The organism is Rhodanobacter sp. IGA1.0 (assembly GCF_040208325.1).
GTDB lineage: Bacteria > Pseudomonadota > Gammaproteobacteria > Xanthomonadales > Rhodanobacteraceae > Rhodanobacter > Rhodanobacter spathiphylli.
The window spans coordinates 2,304,435-2,321,230 of sequence record NZ_CP157948.1 but is presented as its reverse complement, the minus strand read 5'-3'; the positions used below and the strand labels follow the sequence as shown (position 1 = coordinate 2,321,230).

Here is a 16,796-nt window from a genome sequence, read left to right as displayed (position 1 = left end):
ATGACAAGACGGAACAGCATGCCGCCGGGAACAACTCCGTAGCTGCCGGTGACTGGTGTTGTCGTGCGGCTCAACCGCCGATGCGCCGCCAGACCGAGATGGGCACGTTGCCGTCCGGGCGCGGCGGCACCCGGTAGCTGAGCGTGTCGCCGCGCAACTCGAAGCTGCGGCTCTGCTGCTGTCCCTCCCAGTTGGGGAAGGAGGCGCCTTCGATACGGAACACCAGGTGGTGGTCTGGCTCGACCGCGACCGTGCCGTAGTGGGTGCTCGAGCCCATCACGGCTGCCTGGTATTCCTGCGCGGTCGCCTTGGCCTTGCTCGGGTCGGCGAAGCGGGGACGGTCGCTGCGGTAGAGCTGCAGCGAGTAATGCCCCGCGTGGTCGATCAGCAGCAGGCCTTTCGGCGCATCGCCGTAGTCGCGCGAGCGCGAGCCATCCGGATGCAGCAGGTCGGCCGCCACCAGGGTCCAGGTTCCGGCCAGCGAGATTTCGCCATGGGTGTCGTTTGCCGGAGTGTCGGCGGAGCAGGCCAGGCCGGGCAGCAGGCAGGCGATGGCGGCAAGACGGAAGAAGCGGCGATGCGATTTCATGGGGTTTTCCTCTGTCGAATCGGGGGAGGCCGCACTGATCGTAGGGTTTGAAAGCCTGTGGAAAAAGCGAATAATTCGAGGTCAACACTTTCGAATGGCTTACCGATGCCGCTCCCCAACCTCGACATGGATGCGCTGCGCAGCCTGGTGGCGATTCAACGCCTGGGCGGTCTGGCGCGTGCCGCGGAGCGGGTTGGCCGCTCGCCCTCGGCGATCAGTCAGCAGATGCGGAAGCTGGAGGCGCAGTTGGGCGAACCGCTGTTCCGCAAGCAGGGCCGCCGCGTGGCGCTGACCGAGGCGGGCGACCGGGTGCACGCCTACGCGCGGCGCATCCTGGAGCTCAACGACGAGGCCGTGCATGCAGTCCGCGGTGCGGCGATCGAGGGCACGGTGCGTTTCGGCCTGCCGGGCGATTTTGCCGAGTCATGGTTGCCGGCGGCGCTGGGCCAGTTCCGCAAGGCCTATCCGGCGGTGCGCGTGGACGTGCTGGTCGAACCCAACCGGCGGCTGCTCGAACGACTCGATCACGGCGAGCTCGACCTGGTGCTGGCCATGAACCAGGGCGCTCGCGCGGACGCCGAACACCTGGCCATGCTGCCGATGAGCTGGATCGGGCCGAAAGGCACGGGCAAGCTCGTGCGGCCGGACAGCGTGCTGGACCTGGCGCTCTATCAGCCGCCGTGCTTCTTCCGCCAGGCCGGCACGGCTGCGCTGGATCGGGCTGGCATTGCTTGGCGGCCGGCCTTCGTCACCGCCAGCCTGCACAGCCTGTGGGCGGGCGTGGGCGCGGGGCTGGGCATCACCGTGCGCACGGCCGCCGATCTTCCGTCCACGCTGATGCGCCTGGGCCAGCAGCACGGCCTGCCGCCGCTGCCGGGCGTGGAGCTGTGCCTGCACACCGCTCCCGGCGCGCCGTCGGCAGCGCTGACCCGGTTGCGGCAAGCCGTGATGGAGCAGGCGCAGCTGCACCTGGGCCGGATGGCGAGGAAGGGAAGCGGCCCAGGCGACCGCTGACCAAGGTGTCGTCAGTTTGTCGAAACGGACGGCATCTGTTCGTCGTGAACAGGAAGGCCGCCGCGGCTGCGCAACCGGAAGGCATGGCATGAGCGAATACCTGATCTACTTCAACCAGGCGTGGGTCGGCGAGCATTCCGAAGCGTGGTTCGCGACGCGCGGTCCGTTGGCCAGGGCGGTGGTGGAGGAAATGAAGGCGGCCGGAGTCTATCTGTTGGCCGGCGGCCTGGAGGAGGATCCGGACGCGGCCTTCACCGCGGATGCGACCGGCGGCACGTTGAGATTCAGCGACGGGCCCTACGTGCGGAATCCGCAATTTCTGGGCGGATTCGCCGCGATCGACGTGGCCGACGAGGCCGCGGCGAGGCGATGGGCCGGCAAGCTGGCCGAAGCCTGCGGCTGGCCCCAGGAAGTTCGCCGGTTCAAGTCGTAGCCCGGATGAAGCACGACGGACGGGACCACCACGCCCCGGTTCTTTCTTGTTGTGGGAGGCATGAAATGACACGCGCAGTCGACGCCGGGAAGACAAGTGAGAAGGTGGCAAAGGTCGGGGCCAGCCGGGTCGCCAGGGCGGAGCCCGTGGTCGCCACGAAGCTGCTGGCAGCCATGACTGGCCGCGCGAGCTCGGCGAAGGCCAGGGACGGAGACGAGCCGGTTTTTGCCTATATCCGCAGCCTGCCGCAACCGCAACGCGGCATCGCCGAATCCGTCGACGCCCTGGCGGCCAGGACCTTGCCGGGCCTGAAGCGCTCGGTGAAGTGGGGCATGGCGTGGTACGGCGTTGGCGACGGCTGGTGCTTCTCGTGCGGTGGTTTCATCGGCCACGTCAAGCTCACCTTCGGCCGCGGCACCTCGCTGCAGCCCGTGCCGCCGGTCAAGCCGATCGGGATGGGCAAGGACTCGCGCGGCGTGGACCTTGCGTCGCTGGATGAGCTCGACGAACGCCAGCTCGCCGCGTGGATGCAACAGGCTGCGGCGCTTCCCGGCTTCGGCGGGAAGAAGCGCTGAGGTGTTGCACCGGCGACGTTCGTGGGAAAACGAAAAGCCCTGGTCGTCCTCCTTCGAAGACGTGGTGCTCGATGCGGTGCCGATCGGTGTGCCGGTCGAGGCTGCATCACCCGGTCGGATGGGTGCGCGGCTGACCCTGGTTCGGCATGGCCCGTGACGCTCGGGTACCATTTCTGGCCATGAACCCTTCCGCCGACACGATCCGATGCGAGGCGACGCTGCTGCGCCCCGCGATTCCGAAAGACGCGAGCTGGACGTTCCTGGTGTTGCCGACGGCCGCGAGCGCGAAGCTGCCGACACGCAGCATGGTGACGGTGCATGGGCTGTTCGACGGCCATCCATTCCAGGCCACGCTGGAGCCGGACGGACAGGGCAGCCACTGGCTCAAGGTGGACCATGCTCTGCGGGAAGCCGCCGGGGTCGCCGTGGGCGACACGATTCCGCTGGCGTTCGCACCGGTCGAGGAGGAGCCGGAGCCGAAGCTGCCCGCCGACCTGCGCAAGGCACTCGCCGCCCAGCCCGCGGCGCTCGCGTCGTGGGACGACATCACGCCGGTGGCACGGCGGGACTGGATTCACTGGATCAGCTCGGGCAAGAAGGCGGAGACGCGCGAACGACGCATCCGCACGGCCTGCGACATGCTTGCCAGCGGCAAGCGCCGCGCCTGTTGCTTCGATCGCTCGGGCATCTACAGCAAGGCTTTCAGTGCGCCGGAAGCGGCCGAATGAGGCGTTGGCGCGGCACGGGTTGCGGATAGCCTTGATGCAGTGACGTATCAGGAAGACCCGCCCGCATGTGCGGGAAGGCCGCGGGCTCGACGGTTGCCTCGCGCTGAATTCAGCGTGGCAGCGCGGCCCGGCGTCCCTGCAGGAAACGGCGGACGGCGGGGTCGCTGGCCAGGCCGATCGCCATGTCGAAGGCGTCACGGGCTTCGGGATAGGCATGGGTTCGGGCCAGCAAGGCCGCGCGTGCGGCCCAGTAAGGCTGGTATTGCACGAGCCGTCCACCCGCGGCGAGTGTCTCCAGAATATCCAGCGCGGCGCGCGGACCTTGCCATTCGGCAACGGCCAGCGCGCGGTTGAGCGCGACCACCGGTGAGCCGGAAAGCGCAAGCAGTGCATCGTAGATCTGCACCTCGGGCGTCCAGTCGATGCGCCCGCTGCGGCGGCGCTCGACGTGCGCGGATTGCAGCGCCGCTTCGAGTTGATGCCGACCGATGCGGCCCAGCGTGCTGGCGCGCAGCAGCAGCGCCTCCGCCTCGTCGATCATCGCGCTGTCCCACAGCGCGACGTCCTGCTCGGCCAGCGGCACGTAGTCGCCCGCCGCATTGCGGCGTGCACCACACCTGGCCTGCGCATGCAGCAGGCAGGCCAGCAGACCCAGCGCCTCGGGTTCCTGCGGCAGCAGCCGGGCCACCAGGTCGGCGAGGAACAGCGCTTCGGCCGTGAGATCGCGACGGACCAGGTCGGTGCCACCGGGATCGCTCCAGCCCTCCGCGTAGGCGGCGTAGATGGCATCCAGCACGCCATCCAGCCGTTCGGCCAGCTCGTCGCGCGCGGGGATGGCGAACGGAATGCCCGCTTCGCGGATCTTCTGTTTCGCCCGCCCCAGGCGTTTGCCCATGGCCTCGGGCGAGGCGAGGAACGCCGAGGCGATCGTCTTCGCATCCAGTCCCAGCACGGCCTGCAACATCAGCGGTGCGCGGATGCCCGCGTCGATCGCCGGATGGGCGCAGGCGAACAGCAGCGCAAGGCGCTGGTCGGGGATGGCCTCGTCATCCACGATCGCCGGAGCGGTGTCGTCGATCTCCGCCAGGAGTTGCAGCTGTGCCGCGGCCGCTTCGCCACTGCGACGGCGGCGAAGGCCATCGATGCCCTTGCGCCGGGCCACGGTGAGCAGCCATGCCTCCGGGTTGGCGGGACAGCCGTTGCGCGGCCAGTCCGCCAGCGCGGACGCGAATGCTTCGGACAGCGCATCCTCGGCCGCCGCCACGTCGCGCATGGCGGCGGCCAGGAAGGCGATCAGCTTGCCGTAGCTGCGACGTGCCACGGTGTCTGCGGTACGGCGCGCCTGTGCCGCGGCGTCCAACTACATGCTCCAGACCGGTCGCACTTCGATCGTGCCGTGGCTGGCCCCGGGGCAGCGGGCGGCCCACGCCAGCGCCGCATCCAGGTCCGGCACGTCGATCAGGTAATAGCCGCCCAGTTGCTCCTTGGAGTCAACGTACGGTCCATCCAGCACCTGCGACTTGCCGTCGGCGACGTGCACGGTGGTGGCGGTCGTGCTGTTCTGCAGGCGATTGGAGCCGACCAGCGCGCCGCCGGCCTTCAGTGCCTGCGTATAGGCCGCATAGGCGGCGACGCCCTGGGCCTGCTCGGCCGGTGTCATCTGCGACCAGCCGTTCTCGTTGGCATACAGCATCAACAGATATTGCATCGGAGTTCTCCAGAGTGAGTGATCGACGGGCAGTGTGCGCCGCCATTTCCATGACGCGCGAGCTTCGGCGATTTGGACACCTCGCGTCGACTCCCGGCGGGGCTGTCGATCCGCGGGCGTGCCTTCGGCTGCCCGGGGCGGTGCGTCGACCGTCATCGTCGACCGCGACGGTGTTGCTGCCCGCAGGTTTTTGCATGAGCTGCAGCGGCGGGCAATCCCGCTAGACTCGACGTCCCCACATCAATTCCGTTCTGGAGATGGCTGATGAACCTGCGCCACTGGTCTTCGGTGTTTGCCTGCGTGCTGATGCTTGGCTTGTGCTTTCCGGGTCGCGCGGCCGAAGCGCCGCTGCGGGTGATGACGTTCAACGTGCGGGTGCCGGCGGACACCGGCATGAATGCCTGGGAGAACCGCCGCGACCTGATGGTGCAGGTGATCAAGGAGCAGCATCCGGACCTGCTCGGCACCCAGGAACTGACCGAGGAGCAGGGCGAATATCTTGCCGCGCACCTGCCGGGCTACGCGTGGTTCGGGCAGGGACGCGACGGCGGCACCAAGGGCGAGCACATGGGCGTGTTCTACCGCACGGACCGCCTGGCGGTGGAGCGCTCCGGCGACTTCTGGCTCTCCGACACGCCGGACGTGGTCGGCAGCCGGACCTGGGGTCAGCCCTTTCCCCGCATGGTCACCTGGGCCCGGTTCCGCCGGCGCGATGGCGGTGGCAGCTTTGTCTATCTCAATACGCACTTCCCGTATCGCGACGAGGATGTGGGTCCGCGCATGTTGAGCGCGAAGGAGATCGTGCAGTGGATCGGCAAGCTGCCCGTGGACACGCGGGTGATCCTGGCCGGGGATTTCAACTGCGCGCCCGACACGACGGTGCACGCCGCGTTGACGCATGACCTGCAGGATGCGTGGATGACGGCGGCGTCGCGCTCCGGCCCGGCGAAGACGTTCCACAATTTCACCGGCAATCCCGACCAGCGCATCGACTGGATACTGAGCCGCGGTTTCAAGGCGATCGCCGTCCACACGATCACCACCCACGACGGCGCACGCTATCCCTCCGATCATTTTCCGGTGATGGCCGAACTCGGCGGGTAACGCCACGCCGAACGACGGCTTCGCGAATGTGGCGCAAATTTTTGCGAGTGGACTCCGCCTTGAACGGTTGGCGTGCCCGTGCTCCGGCATTTGATCCAAACGGAGTAGGCTCGGCCGCCGACACATCGCAAAGTGACCGCGTCGCCGTTTCGTGGTGGCTGCCTGGCGCAACATCGGCGTCATGCTGCCAGGGCGACTTCAAATCAACATCAGGGGCAAAAGGGAGGCCTTCATGAACCATCGTCGTGCATTGCGTGGCGTGTCCGCGCCAGTCCGTTTCCATCCGCGTCCGCTGGCTGCCGCGTGTGCAGTCGCGTTGCTTGCCTTCGCCGGCGCCGGGCCTGCCGCCGCGCAGGACACCACGAACCGGCCGCAGGCGGCGCCCGTCAGCACGCCTGCGACAGCGCAGGACGGCAAGGCGAAGCCCGGCGACAAGGCCGCCAAGAAGCCGCAGCAGCCGGTGACGGACATGAGCGGCGTGGTGGTGACCGGCATCGCCAGCAGCATCGCCAGTTCGATGAAGACCAAGGAGGATGCCAACAACATCGTCGAGGCGATCTCCGCCGAGGACATCGGCAAGCTGCCCGACGTCAGCATCGCCGACAGCCTGTCGCGCGTGTCGGGCCTGGCCACCCAGCGCGCCGATGGCCATGCCAACGCGATCGCCATTCGCGGCCTGTCGCCGGATTTTGCCGGCACCACGCTGGACGGGCGCGAACAGGCCACGGTGGGCGAGAACCGTGGCGTGGAATACGACCAGTACCCGGCCGAGCTGATCAATGGCGTGACCATCTACAAGACACCCGACGCCAGCCTGGTCGGGCAGGGCCTGTCCGGCACGGTGGACTTGCACACGATCAATCCGCTGGATCTGTCCAGGCGCACCTTCGTGTTCAACCTGCGCGGCGAACACAACGGCAACGGCTCGCTGAACCCGGGCACCGGCACCGATACCAACGGCCATCGCGCCAGCTTTTCCTACGTCGACCAGTTCTTCAACCACACGCTGGGTCTCGCCATCGGTGTCGCCACGGTCGACCAGCCGATCCAGGAGAAGCAGTACCAGGCGTGGTGGTGGAGCGCCGACAACGGCAGCGCCGGCATCGACCAGAACTGGGGCGGTCCGCACACGCCGGGCATGCCCGACAACGTGATCTCGCAGGAAGGCATGCAGCTGCGCGCGCAGTCGCAGAGCCAGAAGCGCAACGGCCTGATGACCGTGCTGGAGTGGGCGCCGAACGACGTCTACTACTCGAAACTGGACATGTACTACTCGACTTTCAACAAGCGCAAGTTCACCAACGGCGCGCAGTGGTCGAGCAGCCCCTACGACAACGTGGGCTACGACAACGTGCAGACCGTGCCCGGCCAACCGCTGCCGATCGTCACCGGCGGCACCATCCTCGGCGTCGCGCCGATCCTGCAGAACGAATACACCAAGGAGCACGACAAGCTCTACTCGATCGGCTGGAACAACAAGCTGTACCTGGGCGACTGGACGCTGATGGCCGACCTGTCCTCGTCCAGCGCCCGGGTGAAGCTGCACGATGCCTACCTGTTCAGCGGATTGGCGAACGGCGCGCTCACCGACGTCGCGTTCAACACGTCCAGCGGCTTCGGCTATCCGGACTTCCGCCCGGTGGCCGATCTGGCCGACCCCGGCACGATGGTGTTCACCGATCCGGACAACTACGGCTACAACGGTCGCGAGGAGCTGGACCGCCAGGACGACACCATCCACGCGCTGCGCCTGCAGGCCAGCCATGCGGTCGGCTGGATCTTCAGCGACATGGATTTCGGCGTGGCGTATTCCGACCGCACCAAGACCAAGCACGCCGACGTGCTGTTCGCCTACCTCGACGGCAACGGTTCCACCCAGGACACCTACCAGAACCACTTCAGCGCGCCGGTCGATCCCTCGCTGCTGTACAACCCCACCTCGCTGGGCTACGGCGGCATCCCCGGCATCCTCAACTACAACGTGCTGGGCGCGCTGTATGGCAACCAGTTCTACCGGGTGCCCAAGAACGGGCAGGGTGACTGGAGCCGCAACTACTCCGTCGAGGAGAAGGTGCCGCTGGCCTACGTGAAGTTCAACATCGACACGCGCCTGGGCGACGTCCCGCTGCGCGGCAACGTGGGCGTGCAGTTCGTGCATACCGACCAGTCGTCGCAGGCGCTGCAGACCAATGGCGACACCCTGGTCGGCAGCATCCGGGATGGGGCGACGTACAACAACGTGTTGCCCAGCCTGAACCTGGTGGCCGAGGTCGGAGAACGGCAGTATCTGCGTTTCGGCCTGGCCAAGACCATGGCGCGCGGTCGCATCGACGACGAGAAGGTATCCACCTCGGCCGGCGTGTCGAAGATCACCGACGGTCCCGGCGCGGGCCAGGTGCTGTGGTCGGGCAGCGGCGGCAACCCGCAGCTGCGCCCGTACGTGGCGGTCGGCACCGATCTGTCGTGGGAGAAGTATTTCGGCAACGCCAGCTACGTGGCCGCGGCGGTGTTCCACAAGAACCTGCTCAACTACATCTACAACAAGACCGTGCTGGACTACGACTTCTCCAACTACACCAACGACACGCCGACCCTGGTGCCGACCAGCAACATCGGTTCGTTCACCACGCCGGAAAACGGTACCGGCGGCAAGATGGATGGCCTGGAACTTTCCGGCGCGCTGGAAGGCGGCCTGCTGGCGCATGCGCTGGAAGGGTTTGGCGCGCAGGCGAACTTCTCGCTGACCAACAGCTCGATTCCGCTGTCGTCGATTTCGTCCGTTCCGGGCGGCCCGAAAACCCTGCCCGGCCTGTCGCGCAAGGTGGCGAACCTGGCGCTGTTCTACGAGCGCTACGGCTTCTCGGTGCGCGTGGCCGAACGTTATCGCTCGTCGTTCACCGGTGAGGCGGTGGCCCTGTTCGACCAACTGGGCTACACGAAGATCCTGGCCAACCGGCAGACCGACCTGCAGCTGGGCTACGCGTTCAGTGGTGGACGCTGGGATGGACTGTCGCTGCTGCTGCAGGTCAACAACCTCACCAACTCGTCGGATTCCTCGGTGCAGGTCGCCACCTTGCCGAACAACGTGCCGATGACCCGGCCGCTGGAATACGACACCTGGGGGCGCACGGTCCTGTTTGGCATCAACTACAAGTTGTAGGCTGGACCGGCAAAACCGGACGGCTCTCCCCGACGTCATTCCCGCATCGGCGGGGATGACGATCGGAAGCGGTGGTGGTTCGCGGTTCGCATGAGTACGTGGCGCACGGGCCTGGCCTCGCGCGCAGATTTGATGATTCGAGTGAGAGTTCCGATGATTGGTAGCCGGTGGGCGGGTCTGGCTTGCGCCAGCGTGGTGATGTTGATGGCAGGCCGTGGTGCGGTGGCAGCGCAGACGGCATCGCCCGGAACGGGCAAGCCCACGCACTACACCGACTGGCCGCACATCGCCTCGCCCCGGAAGGTCGACCCGCAGCTCGATGCCCGGGTGCACGACATCGTGGCGCGGATGAGCCTGGCGCAGAAGATCGGCCAGATGACCCAGGCGGAGATCAAGTCGATCACGCCCGACCAGGTGCGCCAGTTCTACATCGGCTCGGTGCTCAACGGCGGCGGCTCGTGGCCGCAGGGCAACAAGCACGCCGGCACGGCGGACTGGCTGGCGCTGGCGGATCGCTACTACGACGCGTCGATGGCGGTCGATGCGCCGGTGAAGGTGCCGGTCATCTGGGGCACGGACGCGGTGCACGGCCACAGCAACGTGTTCGGGGCCACGCTGTTTCCCCACAACATCGGTTTGGGTGCGGCGCATGACCCTGAGCTGATCCGGCAGATCGGCGCGGCCACCGCGCGCGCCGTGCGCGCCACCGGGGTCGACTGGGCCTTCGCACCCACGCTGGCGGTGGCGCAGAACGCGCGCTGGGGCCGCACCTACGAGAGTTTTTCCAGCGACGGTCCGCTGGTGCATGCCTACGCACGCGCCTACGTCGACGGCTTGCAGGGGCATTTCGGCGACGCCAACGTGCTGGCCACCGCCAAGCACTTCATCGGTGATGGCGCGACCGTCAACGGCACCGACCAGGGCGTGGCGAAAGTGAGCCGACGCGACATGATCAACGTGCACGGCGCGGGCTATGTGGGCGCGCTGGAAGCGGGCGTGCTCAGCGTGATGGCGTCGTACAACAGCTGGGACGACGCGGTCGACGGGACCAACTACGGCAAGATGAGCGGCGCCCGTGCACTGCTGACCGGCGCGCTGAAGGAGAAGATGGGCTTCCCCGGTTTCATCGTGTCCGACTGGAACGCGATCGGCCAGCTGCCCGGCTGCAGCAATGCCAGTTGTCCCCAGGCGATCAAGGCCGGCATCGACATGGTGATGGTGCCTGACGACTGGCGCGCCTTCATCGCCAACACCACGCGCCAGGTGCAGGACGGCGAGATCCCGATGGCGCGCATCGATGATGCGGTGAGCCGCATCGTGCGCGCCAAGCTGGTGATGGGTGCGTTCGACAAGCGTCCGTCGCAGCGCGCGGGGGCCGGCGACGCGAGCCGCCTGCAGGATCGGGCGCTGGCGCGCCGCGCGGTGCGCGAGTCGCTGGTGCTGCTGAAGAACAACCACGACGTGCTGCCGCTCAGGCGCGGCAGCAGGGTGCTGGTGGTCGGCAAGAGCGCCGACAGCATCGCCAACCAGGTCGGCGGCTGGTCGCTGACCTGGCAGGGCACCGACAACGGCAACGCCGACTTCCCCCACGCGACCAGCGTGCTGGCCGGCATCCGCGCGGCCGACGGCGCGGCCAACGTCAGCTACCGCGCCACGCCCGACGGCGTGGATACCGGGACGTTCGACGCGATCATCGCGGTGATCGGCGAAACCCCGTACGCGGAAACCATGGGCGACATCCTTCCCTCGGCCACGCTGCGCCACGGCGATCGTCACCCCGAGGACCTGGCCGTGCTGAAAGCGGCGGCGTCGGGCAAGCCGGTGGTGACGGTGTTCCTGTCCGGACGTCCGCTTTTCGTCAACGCGCTGCTCAACCATTCCGACGCGTTCGTGGCCGGCTGGCTGCCCGGCTCGGAAGGCGAGGGCATCGCCGACCTGCTGTTCGCCGACGGGCAGGGCAAGCCCGCGTTCGATTTCACCGGCACCCTGTCGATGCCGTGGCCGGGCGTGCCGTGCCCGCACGCCGGTGGTGATCTGGCGGCGAACTGGCTGTTCGCGCGTGGCTACGGCCTGCACTACGCCGCCCACCACGAGCTGCCGGCGCTGCCGCTGCATGCCGAGGTCATCACTTGCGCCGGCAGCTCGACGCTGCCGATCTTCCACACCCTGGCGCAGTCGCCGTTTTCGCTGTACCTGGGTGCAGGCCGTGACGGCGGGAAGGTGCAGGCGGTGGGTGCGGACCTGAATGCGGTGATCGAGTGGCCTGCGGACCAGCCTGTTTTCAGCCTGCGCACGGTGCAGGTCAACACGCAGCAGGATGCGAAGTCGATCACCTGGCACGGGCCCGGCCGGTTCTTCGCGCAGAGTCCGCAGCCGATCGACCTGATGCCGCTGCTGGCCACCCATGCCGCGTTGCAATTCGACCTGGTGATCGGCACGCCGGCGCATGCTCCGATCACGATCTACATGGGCTGCGGCGAGGGCTGCACTCGGACGGTGAACGTCGGCGCGATGTTCGCCGCGTACAAGACGGGTCGGCGGCATGCGGTGTCCATCCCGTTGCAGTGCTTCATCCGGTCCGGCGAAGACCTTGCCCGTGTCGACGTGCCGTTCGGCGTGCTTGCCGCAGCGCCGTTCTCGGCCGCGTTCGCGAATGTGCGGATCGCGGCGGACAGCGCCGGTGCCGCGGCGGCGACCTGCCCCGGGACGGTGGCGCGATGAGCGTGGAAGCGGGCATGCACCGATCCTTGCGGGGCAAGCGGTCGCGCCATGGATGAAGCGACGGGGGTGGGTCGCTGGACGCCCCTGCTGTCGGTGATGCTGCTGACCCTGGTGGCGCTGGCGGCGATGGACTGGCCGCGCCCGGGCCTGTTCGCGGGAACCACGGGCAAGGTGCTTGCGCTCACCGGCCCGCGGGTCCACGTGTGGCTGAGCACGGCGGATCGACGACTGCAGCTGGCGGCGCAACCCGATACCTTCGCGCAGCGGCAGGTCGCCGGTGCCGGCGAGGCCGACGTCGTCATCGACCTCGACCGGAAGTACCAGGCCATGGCCGGCTTCGGGGCGGCGCTCAGCGATTCGTCGGCGTGGCTGATCCAGAACCGGCTCAGCCCTGCGCAGCGCAGCGCCTTGCTGCAGGAGCTGTTCGGTCCGCCGCCGGGGCTCAACTTCAACATGCTGCGCATCACCATCGGCGCCTCGGATTTCTCGCTGCAGCATTACAGCCCGGATGACATGCCCGCCGGCCAGGTCGATCCCGACCTGCAGCATTTCAACGTCGTCGTGGACCAGCGCAACGTGATCCCGGTGCTGCACGACATCCTGGCCATCCAGCCCGGTGCGATGATCATCGCCTCGCCGTGGAGTGCGCCGGCGTGGATGAAGAGCAGCGCCAACCTGGTCAGTGGCACCTTGCTGGAATCCTGGGAGGCGACCTATGCGGCCTACCTGGTGCGCTTCGTGGATGCGTTCCAGGGTGCCGGCATTCCGATCTTCGCGCTGACCGTGCAGAACGAGCCCGCGTTCGAACCGCTGACGTACCCGGGCATGACTCTGCCCGCCGACGCGCGCGCCCGCATCATCGGCAAGTATCTCGGCCCCGCCCTGGCGGGGCGCAAGCCGGGAACGGTGATCCTGGGCTGGGACCACAACTGGGACGCGCCGGACCAGCCGCTGAGCGTGCTGGCCGATCCCGATGCGCGGCGCTATCTCGCGGGCATCGCCTGGCATTGCTACAGCGGCGACCCGAGTGCGCAGACCACCGTGCACCGCGCGTTTCCCCACAAGGATGCCTACCTCACCGAGTGCTCGGGTGGTGACTGGCCGTCCGCCCGCAACGGCGAGCTGCTGCTGTTTGCGCGCAACATCGTGATGATGGGAGTGAAGAACTGGGCGCGGGGCGTGGTGTACTGGAACCTGGCGCTGGACGAAAACCATGGACCCCACGCGGGCGGCTGCGACGAGTGCAAGGGCGTGGTCACCATCGATTCCACCACGGGCGCGATCAGCCGCAACGACGAGTATTACGCGTTCGCCCATTTCAGCCGGTTCGTGCTGCCGGGCGCGGTGCGGGTGAAGTCCGGCAACACCAACGCAGGCGTGCACGAAGTGGCTTTCCAGAATCCGGATGACGGCTCGGTGGTGCTGGTGGCGGTCAACGGCAACGCGCAGACCAACCGCCTGTCGGTACGGCAGGGCGCGCTGCGCTTCGAGTACGACCTGCCCGGCAGCAGCGTGGCGACGTTTGTCTGGGCACGCGATGGCACGGCTGCGCCAACCGCCGCGACGCTCGCCGCGCCGACCGCCGCCGTTTCCCCCAGTCCGGGCGTTGACCCATGAGCAGCATGTTCCATTCGCTGCGCAGTCATAACTATCGGCTGTGGGCCGCAGGCGCCCTGGTGTCCAACGTGGGCACGTGGATGCAACGCGTGGGCCAGGACTGGCTGGTGCTCACCGTGCTGACCCGGCACAACGCCACTGCGGTAGGCACGGTGATGGCGCTGCAGTTCGGGCCGCCGCTGCTGTTGCTGCCGCTGACCGGGCTGGCCGCCGATCACTTCGACCGGCGCCGGCTGCTGCTGTTCACCCAGGCAGTTTCGGGCCTGCTGGCGCTGGGGCTGGGCCTGGTCACCCTCGCCGGCGTGGTGCAGTTGTGGCAGGTGTACGGCTTTGCCCTGCTGCTGGGCATCGTCACCGCCTTCGACGCGCCGGCACGGCAGGCCTTCGTCTCGGACCTGGTCACCGACGACGACCTGGCCAACGCGGTGGCGCTGAACTCCGCCTCGTTCAACGCCGCCCGCATGCTGGGACCGGCGGTGGCCGGCGTGCTGATCGCTGCGGTCGGCGAGGGCTGGCTGTTCCTGATCAACGCGGGTTCGTACGCCGCGGTGATGGTGTCGCTGTGGATGCTGCGGGTGAACGAGCTGCATGCCGAGCCGCGGCCGGCCAGTACGCGCGGCAGCCTGCTCGCGGGGTTTCGCTACGTTGGGCAGCGACCGGACCTGATGGCCGTGCTGGTGATGCTGTTCCTGCTCGGCACGTTCGGCTTCAACTTCGCCATCTTCATTTCGACCATGTCGGTGACGGTGTTCCACGGCGACGCCAGCCAGTACGGCCTGCTGACCTCGTCGATGGCGGCGGGCACCATGTGCGGGGCGCTGCTCTCGGCCCGCCGTGAACTGCCCGGCATGGTGCTGATGGGCGGCGCTGCGGCCGCGTTCGGCGTCACCCTGGCGCTGGCGGCGGTGATGCCGGGTCCGCTCCTGTTTGCCGGCGTGCTGTTCTTCGTGGGCGTGGCCGCGCTCACCTTCATGACCGCCAGCAATTCCATGATGCAGCTCACCACCGAACGCGGCATGCGTGGCCGGGTGCTGGCGTTGCGGATTGCGGTGGTGATGGGCGGTACGCCGATCGGCGCGCCGCTGGTCGGCTGGGTGGTCGACCGTTTCGGCGCTCGCTGGGCGCTGGGAGTGGGCGCGCTGGCGGGCGTGGCCGCGGCGGCCGTGGCGCTGGCCTACCTGGTCAGGCACCGCAACCTGCGATTGCTGCGGACCGGAGGCCGGCTGCGCCTGGCCATCCATCCCGCACCGGCCGACGTGACCGCGGTTCGTGTGGCCGCGGGCGAGCGGGTAACCTGACTGACAAGCAGCAGATGGAAAGATCGCGGCAGTCGCGGATCAACCCATCAACCCCCCGACAGGAATGCATCATGAGGCGATACGGATTTCTCGCAGTGGCCCTTCTCTTGATGACGGCACACGCCGGCGCCACCGGCCCGAGCCGGCCGGGAATCCAGTTCCAGCACGGCGATTGGGAGATCGCCTGCGACAACACCGGAACCTGTCGCGCTGCCGGCTACCAGGCCGACGATGACGCCCACGCCGTCTCGGTGCTGTTGACGCGCAAGCCCGGGCCGGGCACGACGGTGGCCGGCCAACTGATGCTTGGCCAGTATGGCGATGACGATGTGGCGATGCTCGAGCGGCTGCCCGATCCGGCGATCTTGCAGATGCGCATTGACGGCAAGGCCCTGGGCACCGTGTCGGTCAGTCACGAGACCGCGATCGGCCAGCTTTCCGCCGAACAGGTGGTGGCGCTGATCGGGTCGCTGTCCCGGCAGAGCCGGATCGAGTTCCTTGCCGCCGGCGATACATGGCGTCTTTCCGGCGACGGTGCCAGCGCGGTGTTGCTGAAGATGGATGACGTGCAGGGGCGCATCGGCACCCGGGGCGCACTGGTCAGGAAGGGTCCGCACGACGAGCAGCAGGTGCCGGCGGCGCAGCCGATGCCGCTGGTGCATGCGGCGAACGTTCTGGACCACGCCACCACGCCTTCGCCCGTCCTCCAGCGGCAGGCGGCCACGCTGCAGAAGCAGCTCGCCGCCACCACCAGCGCGGACGACTGCGCGAACCTGTTCGAGGCCAGGCCGGACGAGCTTTCCTTCGAGGCGGCGCGACTCGACGATGGACACTGGCTGGTTTCGGTCACGTGCTGGCAGGCCGCCTACAACGAGGGCTATGCCTTCTGGGTCATCCACCCCCAACCGCCCTTCGATCCGGTGCTGGTCACCACGGACGGCTCCGGCTATGCCGATGGCGGCATCGCGTCCAGCCAGAAGGGGCGTGGCCTGGGCGATTGCCTGTCCTCCGAGCGATGGACGTGGGATGGTCGGCAATTCATGCAGACGGCGCTGTCCGGCTCAGGCATGTGCAAGCTGATGGCGCCCGGCGGCGCCTGGGAACTCCCCACCTTGGTCACCGAGATCAAGTGACGGATGCGCGAAGCACGGCCCGGGCTCATCCGCTCATCGCGGGCTCGGGGAAGGGTTCGCGCCAGGCGTCGAGTGCGTTCATGCGGTCGTGCCAGCGCCGGATCGCGGGGAAGTCCTGCAGCGGGATGTGCGCGTCCTCCGCGTGGGGCAGGGCGACGGCCACGGCGAAGTCGGCCAGGGTCAGCGTGTCGCCGACCAGCCAGCGGCGATCGCGCAGGTGGCCGTCGAGCACGGCGGCGTGCTGGCGCCACGCTTCGGTGGCGCGCCCCGTCTCGACCGGATCGGGCTCGCCGATGCCGAAGCGCGGCTTGATGATGTACTCGAAATACAGTGCGCCGGCGTGCGTGGTGAAGTGCTGGGCGCTCCAGCTGAACCAGCGGATCACGTCGATCTGGCGGGCGTCCTGGGGCCACAGTTCCGAATCGCTGCGGGCCGCGAGGTGGCAGATGATCGCGTCGGCCTCCCACAGCACGCGCGAGCCGTCGACCAGGGTCGGCACCTTGCCGTTCGGGTTGAGCGCGAGATATTCCGCCGTCTTGTGCTCGCCGCGACCGAGGTCGAGGTAGACATAGTCCAGCGGCGACTGCAGGTATTTCGCCACGGCGCAAGCCTTGCGCGGCGCCAGCACATCCGACCAGTACAACTTCATGCGTGTCTCCCGATGATGCCCGTGGGCGTTTCGGGATGACGACGAATGGCGCGTCGGGAAATCGACA

General features: G+C 67.9%; 15 protein-coding genes. 11 read left to right on the top strand and 4 right to left on the bottom strand.

Going from position 1 to position 16,796, the window contains the following annotated elements; all coding sequences use genetic code 11:
* Positions 1-70: 70 nt before the first annotated feature.
* Entirely contained in the window at positions 71-589 is a 519-nt protein-coding gene (locus ABNK63_RS10515) for a lipocalin-like domain-containing protein (RefSeq protein ID WP_350015578.1), read from the bottom strand.
* A gap of 105 nt (positions 590-694) precedes the next feature.
* Between ABNK63_RS10515 and ABNK63_RS10510 the strand changes: the two genes are divergently transcribed.
* The 5 genes from ABNK63_RS10510 to ABNK63_RS10490 all read left to right on the top strand — a co-directional run bounded on the left by ABNK63_RS10510 (position 695) and on the right by ABNK63_RS10490 (position 3,339).
* Complete coding sequence (locus tag ABNK63_RS10510; protein ID WP_350015577.1) at positions 695-1,603, top strand: LysR substrate-binding domain-containing protein; 909 nt, start codon at positions 695-697, stop codon at positions 1,601-1,603.
* Between the two features lie 88 nt (positions 1,604-1,691).
* Complete coding sequence (locus tag ABNK63_RS10505; protein ID WP_350015576.1) at positions 1,692-2,036, top strand: YciI family protein; 345 nt, start codon at positions 1,692-1,694, stop codon at positions 2,034-2,036.
* Positions 2,037-2,041: 5 nt separating this feature from the next.
* Positions 2,042-2,611 carry a DUF1801 domain-containing protein gene (locus ABNK63_RS10500; RefSeq protein WP_350015575.1) on the top strand — a complete coding sequence of 190 codons (570 nt, stop codon included), beginning with the start codon at positions 2,042-2,044 and terminating at the stop codon, positions 2,609-2,611.
* Between the two features lies 1 nt (position 2,612).
* On the top strand, positions 2,613-2,768 hold the full coding sequence (locus ABNK63_RS10495) for a hypothetical protein (protein ID WP_350015574.1): 156 nt from the start codon (positions 2,613-2,615) through the stop codon (positions 2,766-2,768).
* A gap of 22 nt (positions 2,769-2,790) precedes the next feature.
* Positions 2,791-3,339, top strand: a complete 549-nt coding sequence (locus ABNK63_RS10490; RefSeq protein WP_350015573.1) for a YdeI/OmpD-associated family protein — start codon at positions 2,791-2,793, stop codon at positions 3,337-3,339.
* A 109-nt stretch (positions 3,340-3,448) separates the two neighbouring features.
* Here ABNK63_RS10490 and ABNK63_RS10485 read toward each other — a convergent pair whose 3' ends face one another.
* Complete coding sequence (locus tag ABNK63_RS10485) at positions 3,449-4,660, bottom strand: DUF6596 domain-containing protein (RefSeq protein ID WP_350015572.1); 1,212 nt, start codon at positions 4,658-4,660, stop codon at positions 3,449-3,451.
* Positions 4,661-4,699: 39 nt separating this feature from the next.
* Positions 4,700-5,047, bottom strand: a complete 348-nt coding sequence (locus ABNK63_RS10480; RefSeq protein ID WP_007806002.1) for a YciI family protein — start codon at positions 5,045-5,047, stop codon at positions 4,700-4,702.
* A gap of 264 nt (positions 5,048-5,311) precedes the next feature.
* Between ABNK63_RS10480 and ABNK63_RS10475 the strand changes: the two genes are divergently transcribed.
* The 6 genes from ABNK63_RS10475 (at position 5,312) to ABNK63_RS10450 (ending at position 16,080) form a co-directional block, all read left to right on the top strand.
* Positions 5,312-6,151 carry an endonuclease/exonuclease/phosphatase family protein gene (locus ABNK63_RS10475; RefSeq protein WP_350015571.1) on the top strand — a complete coding sequence of 280 codons (840 nt, stop codon included), beginning with the start codon at positions 5,312-5,314 and terminating at the stop codon, positions 6,149-6,151.
* A gap of 232 nt (positions 6,152-6,383) precedes the next feature.
* Positions 6,384-9,311 carry a TonB-dependent receptor gene (locus tag ABNK63_RS10470; protein WP_350015570.1) on the top strand — a complete coding sequence of 976 codons (2,928 nt, stop codon included), beginning with the start codon at positions 6,384-6,386 and terminating at the stop codon, positions 9,309-9,311.
* 204 nt (positions 9,312-9,515) lie between these two features.
* Positions 9,516-12,032, top strand: coding sequence for a glycoside hydrolase family 3 N-terminal domain-containing protein (locus ABNK63_RS10465; protein ID WP_350015569.1), 2,517 nt, complete (start codon positions 9,516-9,518; stop codon positions 12,030-12,032).
* A gap of 48 nt (positions 12,033-12,080) precedes the next feature.
* Entirely contained in the window at positions 12,081-13,649 is a 1,569-nt protein-coding gene (locus ABNK63_RS10460; RefSeq protein ID WP_350015568.1) for a glycoside hydrolase family 30 beta sandwich domain-containing protein, read from the top strand.
* The gene (locus tag ABNK63_RS10455; protein WP_350015567.1) at positions 13,646-14,947 is read left to right on the top strand and encodes an MFS transporter; all 1,302 of its coding nucleotides are present in this window, start codon (positions 13,646-13,648) and stop codon (positions 14,945-14,947) included. Before ABNK63_RS10460 ends, ABNK63_RS10455 begins: the two co-directional genes overlap by 4 nt.
* A gap of 95 nt (positions 14,948-15,042) precedes the next feature.
* Positions 15,043-16,080, top strand: a complete 1,038-nt coding sequence (locus ABNK63_RS10450) for a DUF1176 domain-containing protein (protein ID WP_350015566.1) — start codon at positions 15,043-15,045, stop codon at positions 16,078-16,080.
* A 25-nt stretch (positions 16,081-16,105) separates the two neighbouring features.
* On the opposite strand, the gene ABNK63_RS10445 is transcribed toward ABNK63_RS10450, so the two are convergent.
* The gene (locus ABNK63_RS10445) at positions 16,106-16,729 is read right to left on the bottom strand and encodes a glutathione S-transferase family protein (RefSeq protein ID WP_350015565.1); all 624 of its coding nucleotides are present in this window, start codon (positions 16,727-16,729) and stop codon (positions 16,106-16,108) included.
* Between the last annotated feature and the right edge of the window lie 67 nt (positions 16,730-16,796).